General features: G+C 52.2%; 14 protein-coding genes and 1 tRNA gene. 9 read left to right on the top strand and 6 right to left on the bottom strand.

The genetic code is table 11. The features are described 5' to 3' along the window. Positions 1-18: 18 nt before the first annotated feature. Both C5S61_RS21960 and C5S61_RS21955 read right to left on the bottom strand, forming a co-directional pair. Positions 19-2,481, bottom strand: a complete 2,463-nt coding sequence (locus tag C5S61_RS21960; protein ID WP_110518904.1) for a DNA translocase FtsK — start codon at positions 2,479-2,481, stop codon at positions 19-21. A gap of 128 nt (positions 2,482-2,609) precedes the next feature. Beyond that, on the bottom strand, positions 2,610-3,905 hold the full coding sequence (locus C5S61_RS21955) for a glycosyl hydrolase (RefSeq protein WP_110518902.1): 1,296 nt from the start codon (positions 3,903-3,905) through the stop codon (positions 2,610-2,612). Positions 3,906-4,701: 796 nt separating this feature from the next. Between C5S61_RS21955 and C5S61_RS21950 the strand changes: the two genes are divergently transcribed. The 4 genes from C5S61_RS21950 to C5S61_RS21940 all read left to right on the top strand — a co-directional run bounded on the left by C5S61_RS21950 (position 4,702) and on the right by C5S61_RS21940 (position 6,324). Next, positions 4,702-5,430 (top strand): hypothetical protein, encoded by a 729-nt coding sequence (locus C5S61_RS21950; RefSeq protein ID WP_110518901.1) that lies wholly within the window; start codon positions 4,702-4,704, stop codon positions 5,428-5,430. A gap of 122 nt (positions 5,431-5,552) precedes the next feature. Beyond that, positions 5,553-5,628 (top strand) — tRNA-Arg (locus C5S61_RS21945). Between the two features lie 137 nt (positions 5,629-5,765). After that, positions 5,766-5,927 carry a hypothetical protein gene (locus tag C5S61_RS26950; RefSeq protein WP_164689716.1) on the top strand — a complete coding sequence of 54 codons (162 nt, stop codon included), beginning with the start codon at positions 5,766-5,768 and terminating at the stop codon, positions 5,925-5,927. 100 nt (positions 5,928-6,027) lie between these two features. Beyond that, positions 6,028-6,324: a hypothetical protein gene (locus tag C5S61_RS21940; RefSeq protein WP_110518899.1), complete on the top strand. Its 297-nt coding sequence runs from the start codon at positions 6,028-6,030 to the stop codon at positions 6,322-6,324. Here the strand turns inward: C5S61_RS21940 and C5S61_RS21935 are convergent. Continuing rightward, positions 6,321-7,346, bottom strand: coding sequence for an AAA family ATPase (locus tag C5S61_RS21935; protein ID WP_110518897.1), 1,026 nt, complete (start codon positions 7,344-7,346; stop codon positions 6,321-6,323). The two genes, C5S61_RS21940 and C5S61_RS21935, sit on opposite strands and share 4 nt — an antisense overlap. Before the next feature lie 197 nt (positions 7,347-7,543). Between C5S61_RS21935 and C5S61_RS21930 the strand changes: the two genes are divergently transcribed. The 3 genes from C5S61_RS21930 (at position 7,544) to folK (ending at position 10,437) form a co-directional block, all read left to right on the top strand. Continuing rightward, positions 7,544-8,746 (top strand): leucine-rich repeat domain-containing protein, encoded by a 1,203-nt coding sequence (locus tag C5S61_RS21930; RefSeq protein WP_110518895.1) that lies wholly within the window; start codon positions 7,544-7,546, stop codon positions 8,744-8,746. A gap of 87 nt (positions 8,747-8,833) precedes the next feature. After that, positions 8,834-9,961: a patatin-like phospholipase family protein gene (locus tag C5S61_RS21925; protein ID WP_110518893.1), complete on the top strand. Its 1,128-nt coding sequence runs from the start codon at positions 8,834-8,836 to the stop codon at positions 9,959-9,961. Beyond that, the gene (gene folK, locus C5S61_RS21920; protein ID WP_110518891.1) at positions 9,958-10,437 is read left to right on the top strand and encodes a 2-amino-4-hydroxy-6-hydroxymethyldihydropteridine diphosphokinase; all 480 of its coding nucleotides are present in this window, start codon (positions 9,958-9,960) and stop codon (positions 10,435-10,437) included. The genes C5S61_RS21925 and folK overlap by 4 nt, the downstream gene beginning before the upstream one ends. 122 nt (positions 10,438-10,559) lie before the next feature. Here folK and C5S61_RS21915 read toward each other — a convergent pair whose 3' ends face one another. After that, entirely contained in the window at positions 10,560-12,023 is a 1,464-nt protein-coding gene (locus tag C5S61_RS21915) for a DNA-3-methyladenine glycosylase 2 family protein (RefSeq protein ID WP_110518889.1), read from the bottom strand. An 11-nt stretch (positions 12,024-12,034) separates the two neighbouring features. Beyond that, positions 12,035-12,571 (bottom strand): methylated-DNA--[protein]-cysteine S-methyltransferase, encoded by a 537-nt coding sequence (locus tag C5S61_RS21910; RefSeq protein WP_110518887.1) that lies wholly within the window; start codon positions 12,569-12,571, stop codon positions 12,035-12,037. A gap of 220 nt (positions 12,572-12,791) precedes the next feature. Between C5S61_RS21910 and C5S61_RS21905 the strand changes: the two genes are divergently transcribed. Together C5S61_RS21905 and C5S61_RS21900 are read left to right on the top strand one after the other, a co-directional pair. Beyond that, on the top strand, positions 12,792-13,442 hold the full coding sequence (locus C5S61_RS21905; protein WP_110518885.1) for an NAD-dependent epimerase/dehydratase family protein: 651 nt from the start codon (positions 12,792-12,794) through the stop codon (positions 13,440-13,442). A gap of 686 nt (positions 13,443-14,128) precedes the next feature. Beyond that, positions 14,129-16,465 (top strand): PPC domain-containing protein, encoded by a 2,337-nt coding sequence (locus C5S61_RS21900; RefSeq protein ID WP_110518883.1) that lies wholly within the window; start codon positions 14,129-14,131, stop codon positions 16,463-16,465. Between the two features lie 76 nt (positions 16,466-16,541). Here the strand turns inward: C5S61_RS21900 and C5S61_RS21895 are convergent, their stop codons facing one another. Next, positions 16,542-17,603, bottom strand: a complete 1,062-nt coding sequence (locus C5S61_RS21895; RefSeq protein ID WP_110518881.1) for a phosphotransacetylase family protein — start codon at positions 17,601-17,603, stop codon at positions 16,542-16,544. Position 17,604: the final 1 nt, after the last annotated feature.

Here is a 17,604-nt window from a genome sequence, read left to right as displayed (position 1 = left end):
GGTGCAGAAATATCACCGTTATTCGTCGCCAGCGTGCGCACCTTGATTTGGATTCAGCACCTCGCGCGAGCGACTGCCCTCTGCTGGCCCGACAATTCCGCGTTGTTCCAGCAGTTCGATCAACTGGGCAGCTTTGCTATAGCCAATCCGCAAGCGCCGTTGCAGCATCGAAGCCGAGGCTCGTTGATGTTGGCGCACCAATTCAATCGCCTTGGGCAGCAGCTCATCTTGCTCGTCTGCTTGCAAAAACACATCGCCCATGCTGGTTTGGCTATTGGCTGCTGGCGCGGATTGGGCATTATTCGCAGGCGTGGCTCCATTCGCTTGGGCTAATTCTGGGGGAACTTGCAAGCGCCAGAATTGCACCACCCGCTCAACTTCGCCATCAGAAACAAAGGTGCCTTGCACGCGAATCGCTTTGGCTGCATCGACCGCCAGATACAGCATATCGCCACGGCCAAGCAATTGCTCGGCTCCAGGCGTATCCAAAATAACCCGCGAATCGATTTGCGAAGTCACAGCGAAGGCAATCCGCGTGGGGAAGTTGGCCTTAATCAAGCCCGTTACCACATCGACAGATGGGCGTTGAGTCGCCAAAATCAGGTGAATCCCAGTAGCCCGCGCCATTTGAGCCAAGCGACAAATCAAGGTTTCAACTTCATCCGGCGCGAGCATCATCAAATCGGCCAACTCATCGATGATAACAACGATATAGGGCATTGGCTCAAGATCGGGGCGTTTGCGCGCCGCTTGCATATAGCTTTCGAGATTACGAAAACCGCCCTTGGCAAAGACCTTGTAGCGGCGCTCCATCTCGCGCACCGCCCACTTGAGCGAGCTAACCACGCGTTCAAGCTCAGTCACCACTGGCGTGAGCAAATGCGGAATGTTGTTGTAGACAATCAATTCGACCATCTTAGGGTCGACCATGATGAATTTCAGCTCGTTGGGTGTGTGTTTCATCAAGAGCGAAATAATGATCGAATTGATACAAATACTTTTACCTGAGCCAGTGCTGCCAGCCACTAGTAAGTGCGGCATTTTGGCGAGGTCGGCAATGACTACGCTACCCGAAACGTCTTTGCCAAGCGGAATTTTGAGCTTGCCACGTTTGGCATCAAAATCTTCGCTGCCAATCACATCACGCATCGCCACCGTGGCAATCGCCGAGTTGGGAATTTCGATGCCCACAACCGAGCGGCCTGGCACTGGCGCTTCAATCCGCAACGATGGCGCAGCGAGGGCCAAGGCCAAATCGTTTTGCAAGCTAGTGATTTTGTTAATCTTGACCCCGATGGCTGGCTGGAGCGCAAATTGGGTCACTGCTGGGCCGGTGTTGGCCTCGACCACGCGCGCTTCAACCCGAAACGAGGCTAAAGTTTCCTCGATGATGCGGGCTTTCTCGCGTTTTTCTTCATCGCCAATTTGGCCTTCGACAAAATCATCGAGGGTTGGCAGGGTTGGCAACGGCCATGCGCGATGGGTCAAAACTTCATCTGGCTCGATAAAAGCAGCTTCCTCGGCATTAGTTTTTTGCTGATTGGCTTCATCGGCGGGCTTGAGGCGTTTGGTTGGAGCCAGTGTGGTTGGCACAACTGGCGGTGGTGCAACTTCTTTGCGGCGAGCTGGCCGACTTGGGTCAGGCAGATCGCGATTGAACAAACTGGCTTGAGCAGGCCGCTCAGCAATCGGCGTGAGCATCACCTCTTGGTTGCTCGTATCTTCGAGGATCGCTTGGCGACGTTTGTTGCTAACCTTGGGCATGGCTTGGGGTGCGGGCAATTCCAGCGGTCGGTATTGCTCCTCAGGATAATCATCAAACATTGGCGCACGCTGCACCGGAGCACCAACTAAGCGGCGGCCTAAAATACGCAAGCCGCCAGTGTAATACAACAGCGCGGCCATAATTTGGCGCAAAGTTAAATTAAATGTCAGCATAATGCCGATCAGGCCGACGGTAACCGAAAAGAGCAATGCGCCGCCCTTGCCGATGCCGCTAATCAAAATAGTAAGCAAGGTTTGGCCGACCACGCCGCCGCCAGCCCCAACATGAAACTCAGGGTGTTCGCGGTGAATCTCGTAGCCAGGGTATTCCAGCAGCATCAAGAGCGAGAGCAGCACCATCAGCGTGCCGAGAATATTCGCGCCACTCAGGCGATTGTCGCTAAATCGCTCTTGAAAGATCATCAAGCCGCCCAAAATGCCAAGCGCAACCGGAACCAGCACCTTGCCAGTGCCAAAAGCGCGGGCCACGGCGGTGTTCCACTGCGTGCCAATGACCCCTTGATCGCCGCTAAATGTACTGAATAGCAAGGTCAATAAACCCAGAAACACCAAAATAACCGCAAAAATCTCACGCTGAAGATTTTGGGAAAGCTGGATTTGCGGAGTAATGGTTGGTTTGGCTGCGCCACGTTTGCGGGCAGTTGCTGCTGGCTTTTTGCCACTTTGGCGCTTTGGCGCAGATTTTCGCGTTGACATTGCTACTCTATCCCCAAGTGATGTACTCAATTCGTTGGCAGTTGTTTGCTTCGATTATAGCACACACGGTCGAATTGAGCAGACTGTTGCTGCTGGCCTGCAAACGGGTTTTAGGCCGTCAGAATGCGTTAATTAATGTTATTGAGCACTTGCGGAATCCAAACCCGCTGCCGAAAATTGTGCACTAAATCGCGGTAGGCATAGAAACTTGGTTTATACAAACTCACCGCACCATTCAGATCGTAGGCTCCGCTGCTATCGTAATTGATATGCACCACGCCCCAAGCCTCGCTGTCAGGCGGAAAATCTTCGTATTTAAACCAAAACCAGTTAGCAATTTCTGGGCGACCATAAATCGTTGCTACAAATTGACGCATAAAATCTGCTTGACGTTGCAGCTCGCTGGCATTGGTTTGGTCGCCACGAGTACCAATTTCGGTCAGCCAGAGCTTGCTGGTTTGATCAAACGTGCGCATCGTCGCAACCAAACTATCCAAGCGTGGCCCAACTAAGTGCAAAAAGTCGTTATCATCGACCAAGCGCCGCATTTCTGCTGGGTAGGGATGATAGGCAACTCCATCGATTGGGTACTTGCCGTTATGGCTATTGGCCCAATTGCTGAACGGCGCAGCTTGGTAGAGCGCTTGCAGATAGTTGCGATCAGTGCGATTCGATTCGCTAGAAGTCAATGGGTGTAAGCCACCAACGATCAGCGGCGTTTGATCGTTGCGGCTGGCATCGCGCAAAATCCGATACAGCTTGGTGATTGTTTGGGCCAGATAATAGGGATTCATCTCATCTTGCTGGCCATTTGTGGCATCGCGCAGGGCAAAATAGAAATTTGGCTCGTTGAAAATCTCATAGGCATCGATGCGGCCACGGTAATAATCGGCGATACTGATCGCGCGTTCGAGCCATGCTTTTTGATATGCATTCACGCCGCAACCAATCGGCGCTGCTGGACAGGGATTCAGCTCGCGGTCGGGATTGCTGGTTGGAATATTGCCCGAAACCGTGCCGCCATCAAAATGCTGCACCCCAGCCTGTGGGCCGCGCAAAATATCGGTACCCAGCAAGGCCAGCACCTTCAAGCCGCGAGTGTGGGCAGCACTGACGAAATAATCGGCTTGCGCCAGATTAAAACCGCCATAACTTGAGCCATCCCACGTGCCATGAAACTCGAAGCGCACCCAGCGCCCGCCCATACCCACTATTTCATCGAACATACGATTGATAAATGCTTGGTTGACGGCATTGGGATAGGCTGGATTTGTATTCCACTCGTAGGCTGGGTCGCGCACGACAATGCCCCACCAATCGCTGGGCTGGTCGGTTGGCGGCTCGGCGTGGCTCATTGCTGGCAGCTGCATCAGCAAAAACATTATGAGCATACAGCCCAATAAGCGTTGGTATATTCGTCGCATAAACTTGCTCCTACTACTTGCATAACGTACTCCAACGTTAAGTATTGATAAGCAAGAGCGCTTTGGCTAGCATATTTATTACAGATTTGTTACAGCAAATCTAACCAAAGTCTGCAACATAGTTGATCCACGAAGAGCACAAAGAGCACGAAGCTTGAAACCACGAAGGCCGCGAAGATCGCGAAGCGCACGAGGCTTGAAACCGAGAAGAACACGAAGAAGGTGAGATGGCTATTGACTATTGGCTATTGTATTTCAAAACAATCTCCGATAGCCCACAGCCCAAAGCCATCGTTTCTCTGCGCCGCTGCGTTAAATACTGATCCGCGAAGAGCACGAAGGTGTTGTAACCGCGAAGAACACGAAGGACGCGAAAGCTGGCAATTTGCTATTGGCTATCGGAATAATTAGTGTATTTCAAACCAATCTCCGCTAGCCCAAAACCATCGTTTCTCTGCGCCTCTGCGTTAAATACTGATCCACGAAGGACACGAAGAGCTGAAACCGCGAGGCATACAAAGAACGCGAAGGCTGTTTTTAGCTCTAAATTGCACCAATTGATCACCCAATAGCCTACAGCCAATAGCCGATAGCCATGAGTCTTTAGCCACAGATTGACACAGATGTTGAGGATGAGATTCCTGCTCACCAATAGCCGATAGCCAAAAGCCCATCGCCATATGTTCTTTGCTCTATGTTCTATGTTCTGTAGGCCTGCATCCTTTACTTCATATGTTCTTCACAGCAGTGGTTTATGCTCAAGCCATATCGAAAAACACGACACAACGGAGGCTGTATGAAAACAATCGGAAAATGGCTGGCAATTGTGGCAATCGCTTTTAGCTTAGTGTTTGTTGGTGGGCGCTTGACCAATACCAGCGCGCAAACCCCAACCACACCTGATAGCACCACAACCCAACCAACCACGCCTGATAGCACGACCATCAACCCAGGCCAAGGCTTTGGTTTTGGCAAGCGTGGCGGACGCGGCGGCCCACACGGCGGCAAAGGCATTTATCATCAATTGCTTGAGCAAACCGCAACCCTGACCAAACTGTCGGCTGCTGATGTACGAGCCAAGTTGGTTGAAGGCGCTTCATTGACCGAAATCGCCACTGCGAACGGCAGCAGCGAGCAAGCAGTGATTGACGCAGCTGTGGCCCAATTAGAAACCAAGCTGAACGAATCAGTCACTAGCGGCAAAATTACTGAAGCCCAAAAAACCGAACGCGTGAGCAACGCCAAGACCGAAGCACCAACCCTGATGAACCAAAAAGGCGTTGTTGGCGATAAAGGCCCAGGTCGCGGCGGGCGGGGCCAGCATTTGCTGGTGCAAGCAACCGCTGATGTAACGGGCTTGACCGTTGAACAAGTCAAAGCCGAAGTTCAAGCAGGCAAAACCTTGGAGCAAGTTGCGCAAGCCAACGGCAAAACCGTTGACGACATCATTGCCAACTTGCGCACCAAAGGCGAAGAACGCTTGAACACCGAGCTTGAACGCGCTCGCGAAGCCTTGACCAAATAAGTCAGTTCGCCCGCGGTTTCCTCCACACAGCATTGAGAACAGCCAAACGCCCATGGAATTCCATGGGTGTTTGGTTTTTAGCATTTGCAACAAAGCCTAGTTTAGGGTATTCTATAGGCGTTGCGACCGTAGCTCAGTGGATAGAGCATTGGTCTTCGGAACCAAGTGTCGGGGGTTCGAGTCCCTCCGGTCGCGCCAACAGCACCTACTTACATTGTTTGTAAGTAGGGCTTTTTTTTTGCTTTGCAAAGGCCTAAATCAGTGTGACGCTGTTTGTCACAGCTGGGTGCGATACTAGCCTTAGTTCTAACGCAATGTTAATTCGGAGGCAGGCTATGTTGAACATCCAAACCCAACCATTCAATCGCACCTTAGCTTTGGCAATCATTACCGCATTGGCCTTGTTGATTTTGGCAACCAACCTGATCAATCCTGCTCCGTTGGCAGCAGCGTTTGAGCCACAAGCCCAAGCTGTTTGCACGTTTTGCGGCCAATAAATAAGCTCATTGATTGCTACTGCACAATGTTGTGCCTGCGTTACCCCGTGATTTTCCCCATGCTATACTTCCCCACGTGTGTTTGATTTAAGGTAACTCAATGACAATTGAATTTTGGAGTTGGCTGGCCAGCGGTGTTGTGGTGCTTGGCTGCGCTATTTTAGCGTGGCGCATCAGCAATGGGCGGCGACGACGAATTATCACCTTCGCGATTTATGCCAGTTTATTTGGCCTAAACTTGGCTGGAGTTGAATTAATTGCCCGTGGACTTGATCAATTATTAGGTTCATGGCTGACAGTCAGCCCAATCAACCTAGCCCGTTTAAGGCTTGGCTTTGCTGCAATTTGGATATTTGCGCTCATTTTTGGCTTGCAAAGAGTCCGTAAATATTCCTAGCGCCGCACTCCCGAGGCCAACTCTTGACGCTTGTATTTGCAATGATCGCAAAAATAGACCCGATAGCCTGCCAACATCACTTGCTCTAACGGCCTGCCACAATGCGGACATTCCTCGCGCACTGGGCCGCGAAAGTTTGGCTTTTCTTCAGCTTGCAAATTGCTCACGAGCGCTGGTTCTGGTGGCGGGGGAATTTCAACTGGTGCAACAGCTCGGGCAGGATTCGGCAATGGATTATGTACAGGTTGCGTAACCTGCTCAGGCATTGGCTTGGCTTGAAAATGAAACACATCGCTGAGCTTTTCGACCAAGGCAGCATAATCGATCGCCCCATTCGAGCGTGGATCATACTCATAAATCGTTTTGCCTTCGGCGGTAGCCTCAGAAAGCCGCACATTAACCCGCACTGGGTCGGTAACCAAGCTGCCATATTCTTCACGCAAGCTAGCAAGCAAGCGATGCGATTGGCGATTACGACCATCGAACATGGTTGGGATAATCATGCGCAGCGCGCCCATTGTGCCTTTGATGCGGGTGATATTGCGGCCAAGTTGGCGCAAACCTTGCAATGCCAAGTGCTCCAAAGCGGTTGGCACAATAATGTCCGAGGCTGCCATCAGCGCATTTAAGTTCAGCACGGTCAACGAAGCACTACAATCAATCAGCACAAAATCATAATTACGCACGACTGGGCGCAGCGCATTTTCCAGCACCCGACCCCAATCTGGGCGTTTGCCAATATCCGATTGCGCCTGCAACAAGGCATCGCTCGAAGCAAGTAAGTCGATATTTGGGCGTACTTGCACGACACAATCAGGAATTTTCTTGTTATCGATCAAAACATCGTACAGCGAGCGGCGGGGTTCGGCATGCCCAAAACACATACGCACATTGCTCTGTGGATCAACATCGATCACAAGCACTGAGGCACCTTTGATGGCAAAACCGGCGGCTACATTGACTGTGGTAGTCGTCTTACCAATACCGCCCTTGAAGTTGGTGACGGCAATTACGCGAGGCATAGGATACAACTCCTGAGTAGACTGCTTGCAGTGTACGGTAGAGTGTAGGCAACGTCAAGCAGGCGAATGCTGGCGAAAACCAGCAACACCCCTTACGAACACGCTTCGTAGCCTAGCCATTGCGGGGGAATCAATCGCCAAGGGCAGTATGCTACAATGAACCAACAATGAAATAACCCGACACAGAGGTCGTTACGATGGCAAAGCTTAAAAATTACATAGTCTCCTTGGATGATGTGTCCACCGTCGAAGAACTTAAGGCCGCCTTACGTGAACGGCGTTTAGTTGGCGTGACCCAACTAACCCTCAATGGTCGCAATTGGGGTGATGCTGTCGCTCACACGTTGGCACGCTCACCACACATGGCCACAGTCCGCGTGCTTGATCTCAGCGAAAATCAATTAACTGATGATGCAGTGATCGCGCTGGCGCAATCTCCTCACTTAAGCCAATTGCGCACCCTGCGCTTGCAACGCAACCACATTGGCGATGCAGGCCTGATTGCCTTGGCCCAATCACCACACCTGAGTAAACTCACCGAACTAGAGCTGTATCGCAATCGAATTGGCGCTGCTGGCGTGCAAGCCTTGAGCACCTCGACCAACCTGACCCAAGTAACCAAGTTGCGGCTCTATCGCAATCAGCTTGGACCTGAGGGTGGCGCGGCATTGGTCGCAGGCAAGGCCTTGGTCAACCTGCAATTGCTCGATATTGATCACAACGAGTTGGGCGATGCTGGGATTATTGCCCTAACCAAGGCCCAACATCTGAGCCAATTAACTGCCCTGAACTTGAGCAACAACAACATTGGCCCCGACGGCATTAAAGCCCTCGCCGATGATGAGCAATTGAGCAATTTGACCCACCTTGACCTGAGCGATAATGATGTAGGCGTTGTTGGAGCCAAAGCACTGGCCGAATCGCCCTATCTGCGCAGCATTGTGACGCTCAATCTTTCATCGACCAATATTGATGCCGATGGGGTTAGCGCTCTGGCCAACTCGCCAGTGCTGGCCAATACCGAACGGCTCGATTTGCGCTCGAATGCGATTGGCGATGCTGGTTTGAGTGCCTTGGCCCAATCGGCGCACGTCACCAACCTCAAGGCCTTGTTGCTCAACGATAATGCCATTGGCGATGCTGGCGTGCAAGCCTTGACCACCAGCACAAGCCTTGGCAATTTGGCCGTGCTCTATCTGGCCGAAAATGCAATTGGCGATGCTGGCGCAACCAGTTTGGCCAACAGCAGCAACCTTGGCCAGTTGCAAGAGCTTGATTTGTGGGGCAACCAACTGACCCGCAGCAGCCAAGAAGCCTTTGGCCATTCGCCAACCCTGAACAATTTGGTGCTGCTCGATCTTGGCATCAGCGACGACGACGACGAAGACGACATCTTCTAAATCGCGTTGCAATAACTGACAGATGCAAACGCCTTGCCGAACATTGAGCAATGGTGTATTTGAGTTTTGCCAAGCTGCGAGGGTGCTATGACGAAAAAAGCCTTGGTGCTTTCTGGGGGCGGTGGCCGAGGAGCCTATCATGTTGGCGTGATGCAAGCGCTCGTCGAACGCGGCTGGATGCGCGATGGCCAAGGGCCAGATATTATTGCTGGTACCTCGATTGGCGCAGTTAATGGGGCGGCCCTCGCCTCGGGAATGACCGTGGCCAACCTGCGCCAACGCTGGCTGCATATGCACTCCGAGGATGTGCAACAGCTTTCAAATGATCTGCCGACGATTAGCCGCCCGCTGATGCGTTTTTTGCTGCGCTCGATTTTGACCTCTGACGAGCATGGCGGCGACGATCAGATTGAGGCCGAAACGCCTGAGGCTGATCGCAATTTGCATAGCCCCAGCATTTGGCATAAATTTCGTAGCATTTTTAGTGCTACACCATTCAAAAGTTTGCTCGATACTGCGCCATGGCGACGCACACTCAGCACATGGATGAACTTCGAGCGCATCAATAGCCCTGCTGCGCCAACCTTGCTGCTCACCGCCACCGATGTACGGCGCGGCACGTTGCGGGTGTTTTGCAACCATAAACTCGATGGCCAAGCCCAAGATCAGCTCAACATCGAGCATATTATGGCTTCGTCGAGCATTCCGGCGGTTTACCCATGGACTCAAGTTGGCGACGATATGTATTGGGATGGCGCGGTGTTGGCCAATACGCCGCTTGGCCCAGTGATTGAGCACGCTGGCGGCGATGTGGAAATTATCGTTGTGATGATGACTCCGTGGGATGCCGACCCCAACGATGGCGACCAACATCTCGAAGCCATGCCCAGCGATTTGGCGCAATCGTTGTGGCTAACGCTTGATTGGGCCTTGTTGGCTTCATATCGGGCATCATTTAAATTGCTCAAGGTTTATAACCAAATTGCCGAAGCCGCCCATCGCCTAAGCGCAGCCGCCGAAAAAACTGGCGATCAATCATTGCGCTGGCCGGGCACAATGCCTTATCGCGTGGCCGAGCCATTGGTGATTGCGCCTCAAAAACTCATGCCCTTAGAATGGATCGTCGATTATGAGGGCAAAAATCATCAAGCTTTGTTCGATATGGGCTACCGCGATGCCCTGCGAGCCTTAGATCAACGACAGGGGCAAGCGTGACCACAGTATATTTGGCCATCGGCAGCAACCAAGGCGATCGGCTCGCCAATTTGCAAACAGGCTTGGCTGCCTTAGCGCCAGCTGTTCAATTAACGACCTATTCGAGCGTATATGCAACAGCTGCCGCCTATGTTGAAAATCAGCCGCCGTTTTTGAATGCGGTGGTTGCTGGCACGACCAATTTAGCGCCGCATGCGCTGCTCACCTTGCTCAAACAAATCGAACACGATTGTGGGCGACGGCCAGGCTTGCGCTACGGCCCGCGTCCGCTTGATCTCGATATTTTGTTGTATGGCGATCAGCAATTGAATAGCGCTGATTTGATCATTCCGCATGCGCGGATGTTCGAGCGCGATTTTGTGCTGCGACCACTGGCTGAAATTGCCCCCAAACTTGTCAGCCCTGAACAACTAGCTCAAGCCACACAAGGCAGCGTCTTGGCTATTGCCTACCCAGCCACGCAATTGTACCTGTAACCGCGAAGAACGCGAAGGGTCGCTAAGTTTGGATCACTGGTTCGCTCAGAGTTCACTAAAACTCAGCGAACCACGAAACCCAACATTCGTGCTCTTCGTGTCCTTCGTGGTTAAAAACTTCGTTACATTGGCTTCAAGCGTTGCCAGAGGTGAAAAGTTGCTAAGCTACGATAGGGGCTGAAGGCAGCCATCAAGGCAAGGGTGGTTGAGCGATCAGGCCGTTGCTCAAGCTGAAAAAATGCCTGCAAACTACTGGTCAAGCCACTATCGCCCACCGGCACACAATCGCTAAAACCATACGAGCGCATCAGCACATATTGGGCTGTCCATGGGCCAATGCCGCGCAAGGTCAAAAGTTCGCGCTCGATCCGCGTGGCCGATTTGCTGCCATAGCTGGCCAAGGGCAAAGTTCCAGCCACAATCGCCTGCGCTGTATCAATTAAATAGCGCGCCTTGGAATTGGAAAAGCCCAATGGCAGCAGTTGCTCAACGCTTAGTTCGGCAACGGCGTTTGGTGTTGGCGCAAGATAAAAATCAACATTTAATGGTTGACCCACCAGCGCAGTCAGGCGTTGGCGCAAGCGATAGGCTACCGCTAGCGAGATTTGTTGGCCCAAAATCGCCCAAACCAAGGCATCAAACGGATTATGCACCAAAGGCATGCGCAGGCCACGTTGTTGCTCAATCAAGGGCAAAAGTGCTGGCGATTTAGCAACGTGAGCCTCGAAGCGACTTGGATCATTACGCAAGCCCAAACCAGCAACGATGTGCTGATGAATTGTGGCATAGTCGCTGGGCGCTAGCGTTGGCTGCTCCACAATTGAAAATTCTGCATGCTGCTGGTTGATGCTGATGCTGAGCAAAACCCCAGTTTGCGCATTCAAGCGGCACGTGCTGAGCCACGTTTGCTCCACAACTCGATCAGTTAAGCTAACTGGATCACGGCCAAGCTGGCCCAAAATTTGGCGGCTTGGATAATCGTTGGGCAAGCTAAGACTAAAATGGCCAGTTTCGGGGATGCGGCGATAATCGCTTGGCGTGAGCAACGTCTGCTTGCGAAAATTCTCGTTGAAGCTCGATAAACTATCAAAACCAACTTCATTGGCAATCGCAATAATCGTTTGGTCGCTGTTCAACAATAAAGCGCACGCAGCCTCAATTCGCGCATGCAGCAGCAAATCTGCTGGCGTAGTGTGATAATAAACCCGCATCAATTCGAATAATTTGGTTTGGCCAACCCCCGCTGCTTGGGCCATAGCCTTAACATCGCCAAACGCAGCAGGTTGGACCAGCACCGATGCGATCAATTGCTCGGTTAAATGTTCTTCAGGGTCGAAGCCACGATAAAAATCATCAGGCCGACAAAGTTTACAGGCGCGATAGCCCGCCCCTTGGGCCGCGTTCGGATTATGAAAAAACTCAACATTCTCGGGCTTGGGCTTGCGCGCCCGGCAGCTTGGCAAACAATAAATGCCCGTCGTTTTGACGGCGGTAATAAATTTGCCGTTATAGCTGGCATCCGATTGCAACATATGCGCAACCATTTCGTTGTGGCTTGGGAGCGTTGGCTCGATTTCAGTTAACATTCTTGCCGCTTTCAGACTAATTCAAAACTCGTTTGCTTAGGCAGATCTTTAAATTGAGCGCCTTCGTGGCGCAGCAACCAGCGTTTGCGTTCCAAGCCGCCAGCATAGCCAGTCAAGCTTTTGTTGGCTCCAATCACGCGGTGGCAGGGCAAAACAAGGCTAATCGGATTCAGGCCGTTGGTCATGCCAATGGCACGGGCAGCGCTGGGTGTGCCAACTTTGGCCGCCAATTGACCATAGCTCAGCGTTTGACCAACGCCAATTTCGCGTAGGGTCAACCAAACTTTGCGCTGAAACTCGCTACCAGCCAGATCGACCTTAATTGCATCAAGCGCCGCCAGATCGCCAGCAAAATAGCGGGCAACTGCTGCGCTCAAAGCGCTTTGCGGCGTTGGAATCAATTCAAACGTGCCATAGCGATGGCTGAGCAAGCGTTGGCAGCGGGCTTGATTATCGCCAAAATCAAGATAAACCACGCCCTGAGGGCTACTCATAATCACCACATCGCCAATCGGCGTTGCGACTTGTTCGACCGTTAGTTGTTGCATAGCGACACTCCTGTGGTTGCGACCGATTGACTGAATTCAGTATAGCGATGGTTGGGTTTTGCGGCTACCGTATTTCTTCGCACTAATTTTGGCTGTCGATTGACGCTAAATCGTGCTAGGCTTAAATGAAATAGCTGCGTTCCCTCACCCCAACCCCTTTCCCACGCAGCGGACGAGGGGCTTAGGCGTTGGTTTAGCTTGAAAACCGAAGGACTTTACAATGAAAATAATCATTTTGGGGGCGACTGGTATGGTTGGCCAAGGTGTGTTGCGGGAGTGTTTGTTGAATCCGGCGGTTGCGCAAGTGTTGTGTGTTGGCCGCACACCGACAGGCCAAAGCCACCCCAAGCTTGGCGAAATTGTGCATTGCAATTTATATGATTTAGCGCCGATTGAACATGAATTAGTTGGCTATGATGCCTGTTTGTTTTGTCTAGGAGTTTCGGCGGCGGGCATGACTGAGGCAGCCTATCGTTCAATTACCTACGATTTGACCATGCACGTGGCCCAAACCTTGGCGCGGATCAATCCTCAATCGCGCTTTCTGTATGTTTCTGGCGCTGGAACCAACCCCAATTCACGCACAATGTGGGCGCGAATCAAGGGCCAAACCGAGCAAGCGTTGTTGAAACTGCCATTTAAGGCTTTGATGTTGCGCCCGGGCTTTATTCAACCGCAACATGGCGTGGTTTCCAAAACGCGGCTCTATCGGCTGCTCTATCGATTAATTGGCCCGTTGTATCCTGTATTGAAACGCTTCATGCCCCAATATGTAACGACAACTGATCAATTAGCTCAAGCCATGCTACACATCGCCCAAAACGGTGCGCCCCAGCAAATTCTCGAAAACAGCATGCTCAACCAATTGTAAGTGAGATGCCCTCACCCCAACCCCTCTGCCATCCGATGTGCGAGGGGATTAGCTTCCAAGGATCGGTATTGAGATCCCCTCACCCCAACCCCTCTCCCGTGCGCGGGCGAGGGGCTTTAATGACGGTGTTTTTGCATAATTTGTAGTGAAAACGGGTGCTCTCCCTCGCCCGCGTGCAGTGAGCGAGGGGGTTGGCTTCCAAGGATCGGTGTTAAGATCCCCTCACCCCAACCCCTCTCCCGTGGCGCGGGCGAGGGGCTTTAATGTCGGGGTTTTTGCATAATTTGTAGTGAAAACGGGTGCTCCCCCTCGCCCGCGTGCAGTGGGCGAGGGGCTTGGCTTCCAAGGGTCGGTGTGAAGATCCCCTCACCCCAACCCCTCTCCCGTGCGCGGGCGAGGGGCTTTAACGCCGTGGTTCTCCCCAATTCCTTCGTAAAAAACGGTCGAATCCCCCTCGCCCACGTGCAGTGGGCGAGGGGGCTGGGGGGTGAGGGAATTCATTGAAGCTCCTCCTCGCCCATGTTTTTCGTGGGAGCAGGGCCTTTGGGCGGTGAGGGAACGCGCCACGATTAAATACTTGCCCCAAAATCAATATTTGACGTTATAATGGGCTAGAATAGCGATGCTGCTCTTTTTAACCCTTTTGATTTCAATTAATCACCTGCCTTGAAGCGGAGAAGTTGCCTATGAAACGGATGCGTTTATTGATGTTTGTGGTGCTCGCTGGCTTATTAACGCCGCTTGGCGTGTTGGCACGGCCTGTCACGCCGCCCCAAGTTCAGCCCCAAGCACCAAATGTGGTTAATTTTTTTATTGATCCTAATTCCTTTACGGATACTATGGTTCCTGGGCAAGCGCGCCAATTTGCATTTCAAATTCAGAGCCTAAATAGCTCTACTGAAAGTACAAATTTTACATTCGCCCCAGAGGGATTACCACCCCAAATTACCGTTAATCCAATTCTTCCTGTGACAGGAGTAAATCCAGGTGATCAGGTTACGGTTTTGGCTACAATTAATATTGCAGCTAATGCTCCCTTGCAAACGTATACCTTTAGAATTCGTGTTACTTCTACTAGTTCTTTAGGTGTTGTAACTTCAAGGATTGTTGATTTTCTTATTAATGTTGTAGCCCCAACCGCTACTCCAACCCGAACCAATACACCCACTCCTTCAACTCCAACTGCCACAACGACTGGCACACCGGGCCGGGTGTGTAATGGCAGTGGTGGCACGCTCAACGATAAATTCGAGCCTGATAACACCCGCAGCCAAGCGCGCCGAATTGAAGTCGATGTGCCACAAATTCACGCAATTTGTCCGGTTGGCGACGAAGACTGGCTCTTGTTTGGCGGTTTAGAGGGCAAAGTTTACACCATCGATGTCTCGCAAATGACCGATGGCCTTGACCTTTCGTTGACGCTCTACGATAGCAATGGCAATCAATTGGCCTTCAACGACGACTTTCCACGCAACAACGATCCCAGCGACATCAAACCACGAATTCAATCGTGGCGTGCACCAGCCAACGGCCAATACTATATCAAGGTGCGCGATTCCGCAGGACGCGGCTTTGTTGACGCACTCTACACGGTGGTGCTCAACAGCGAGAGCTACGGCCCTACGCCAACGCTCATCCCCGAAATCTGCGAAGATTTGTATGAGCCAGACGGCTTGCCCGAAATTGCGCCGTTGATTGTGGTTGGCGAAGTGCATCCCGACCATCGTTTGTGCCCACGCGGCGATGCAGATTGGGTTAAATTCTTTGGCAAAGCGGGCAAAATCTATTCGTTGTTTACCTCAGACCTCAGCGTTGGGGCCGATACGGTAATGGTGCTGGCTGATCGCGACGGCACGACGATTATCGATTTCAACGACGATTATGAATCAGGTTTAGATTCGCGAATCGATTTCGCGCCGGTGGTCGATGGCTTCTACTTTGTGCAAGTCAAGAACGTGGGCGATGTTGGCAACCAATTTATCGATTACACCTTGACCTTCCAGATCAAGAGTAACGCCAACCAAGGCCAGCCAACAATGCAGCCAACCGCAACCTTCGATGATGGCGAGATTACGCCAACCTTCGATGAGGATGATCTGACCCCGACCTTGGATGATGAGCGCACGCCAACGACCACCGGCACGGTAACGGGCACGCCAACTCGCACGCCAACCTCGGCCTATCCAACGCCAACCAACTTTTCGGGCAATAAATTGCCAAACTTCGATACCCGCAGCAATGGCAAATTTGCCGATCCAGCCTTCAACAAAGTTTGGACCCATGCCGATTCGCCGGTGGCCAGTGGCCAAGCTGTGCGTTCGTGGTTGTGGGGTCCAAACAGCGGCCAAGCTCGCGCCGAAGTCTACGATCAATCGCCTGGTGGTTTGCGCCAAGTGCAATATTTCGATAAATCGCGCATGGAAATTAGCGATTTCGAGAGCGACCGCCAAAGCCAATGGTTTGTGACCAACGGTTTGTTGGCCAAGGAATTGATCCAAGGCCAAATTCAAATTGGCAATAGCAATTATGTACAGCGCACCCCAGCCCAAATTAATATTGCTGGCGATTTAGGCGATGCTTCGGCTCCAACCTATGCCAGTTTCAGCAATTTGCTTGGCGCAACTAACGATCGAACTGGCCAATTTGCCGATCAACAATTAGCGCGCAGCGGCAAGGTTAGCGCCTATGCTGGCAACGCCAACGATGCTGCCAAATTGGTGCATTACGTGCCCGAAACTGGCCACAACATTCCCAGCGCCTTCTGGAATTTTGTCAATCGCCAAGGGCTCATCAACCAAAATGGCAAAGTCCAAGAAGGCCAAGTGATGGATTGGGTCTTTGCCTTGGGCTATCCAATCAGCGAAGCCTACTGGGCCAAAGTCTATGTTGGCGGCGTTGAGCAAACGGTGCTGGTGCAAGCCTTCGAGCGCCGCGTGCTGACCTACACCCCCAGCAACCCCGCCGATTGGCAAGTCGAAATGGGCAACGTCGGCCAACACTACGAACAATGGCGCTACCGCTAGGCTCAATTCTTCAGCTTCAAGGCTAAAAAGCAAAACCCCGTGTTCAGCATAGAACACGGGGTTTTTGTTGAGCACATTACAAGCCCAAAATCGCGTCCAAGCGTGCCCAATCGCAGCCCTCGGCCATCAGTTTGGTGAAGCGTTCGAGTTTGGTGCGTTCGTGCAAGCGCACATGGCCAAACATGTTTTCAATCCGTTCAACGGCGGTCAAGGTATCATCGGCAATCGTGATAATCGGCACGTTGCGTTGTTCGGCACGATCAATCACCGATTGCTGCGGGCGGAAATTGCCTGTCAGCACCAAGGCGTTGGTTGAGGTTTCCAAGGCTGCCAGTTGCAAATCGGTGCGGTCGCCGCCAGTGATTACGGCTTTGTTGGCACGACGGCGGAAGTGCGAGAGGCCAGCCTCTGCGCCCATGGCCCCAATCATCAACGACTCGACGATTTTGCCTTGGCCATACTCAGACCCAATTACGCTGCCGCCAAGCTCACTGACCAAATCCTCGACTGGAATGCCAGAGAGCGCAATATCTTGCGGCAGCAAGCCCAGCACCGCAATTCCGCGTTGCTCAAGAAATGGCACAACGTGCGATTGGACAAAATCCAGCCGTGTTTCCTCGATTTGGTTGAGAATTACGCCCTTGAGCCGTTTGCCGACGAAGCGTTGCACCGACAAAATTGCATCGACGGTTAAGGTGGTGCGATAGCGCGAAACCAACACCATCGGTGCATCGATCAAATCGGCCACCCGATCGGCGCTGAGATCAACCAACGAGCCTTCGGCCCAGCTGTTGGTGCCTTCAACAATCGTCACTTGATGATTATTGCTGATGCTTTGAAACGCTTGTTGAACCGCGCCAGCCCAATCGTGCTGCTCGCCGCGCAAAATGCTTTCGATAGTGGTGCGGCGTAAGAGCACAGGCGCAATTTGCTCCAATGGCTCGCTCAGGCCAAAGCTTTCGCGAATAAAGGCTGCGTCTTCATCAAACGCGCCTTCTGGGGTATGGGTCACCGAAACACTGACTGGCTTCATATAGCCAGCATCAATCTGGCGATCCTTGAGTTGGCGCAGCAAGGCAGCACAAACTGCACTCTTGCCAACATATGATTCTGTTGATGCAACATACAGCGTTGCCATA

Source organism: Herpetosiphon llansteffanensis (assembly GCF_003205875.1).
Lineage (GTDB): Bacteria > Chloroflexota > Chloroflexia > Chloroflexales > Herpetosiphonaceae > Herpetosiphon > Herpetosiphon llansteffanensis.
Note: the sequence above shows the minus strand (reverse complement) of the source record. Positions and strands in the feature narration are given on the sequence as shown.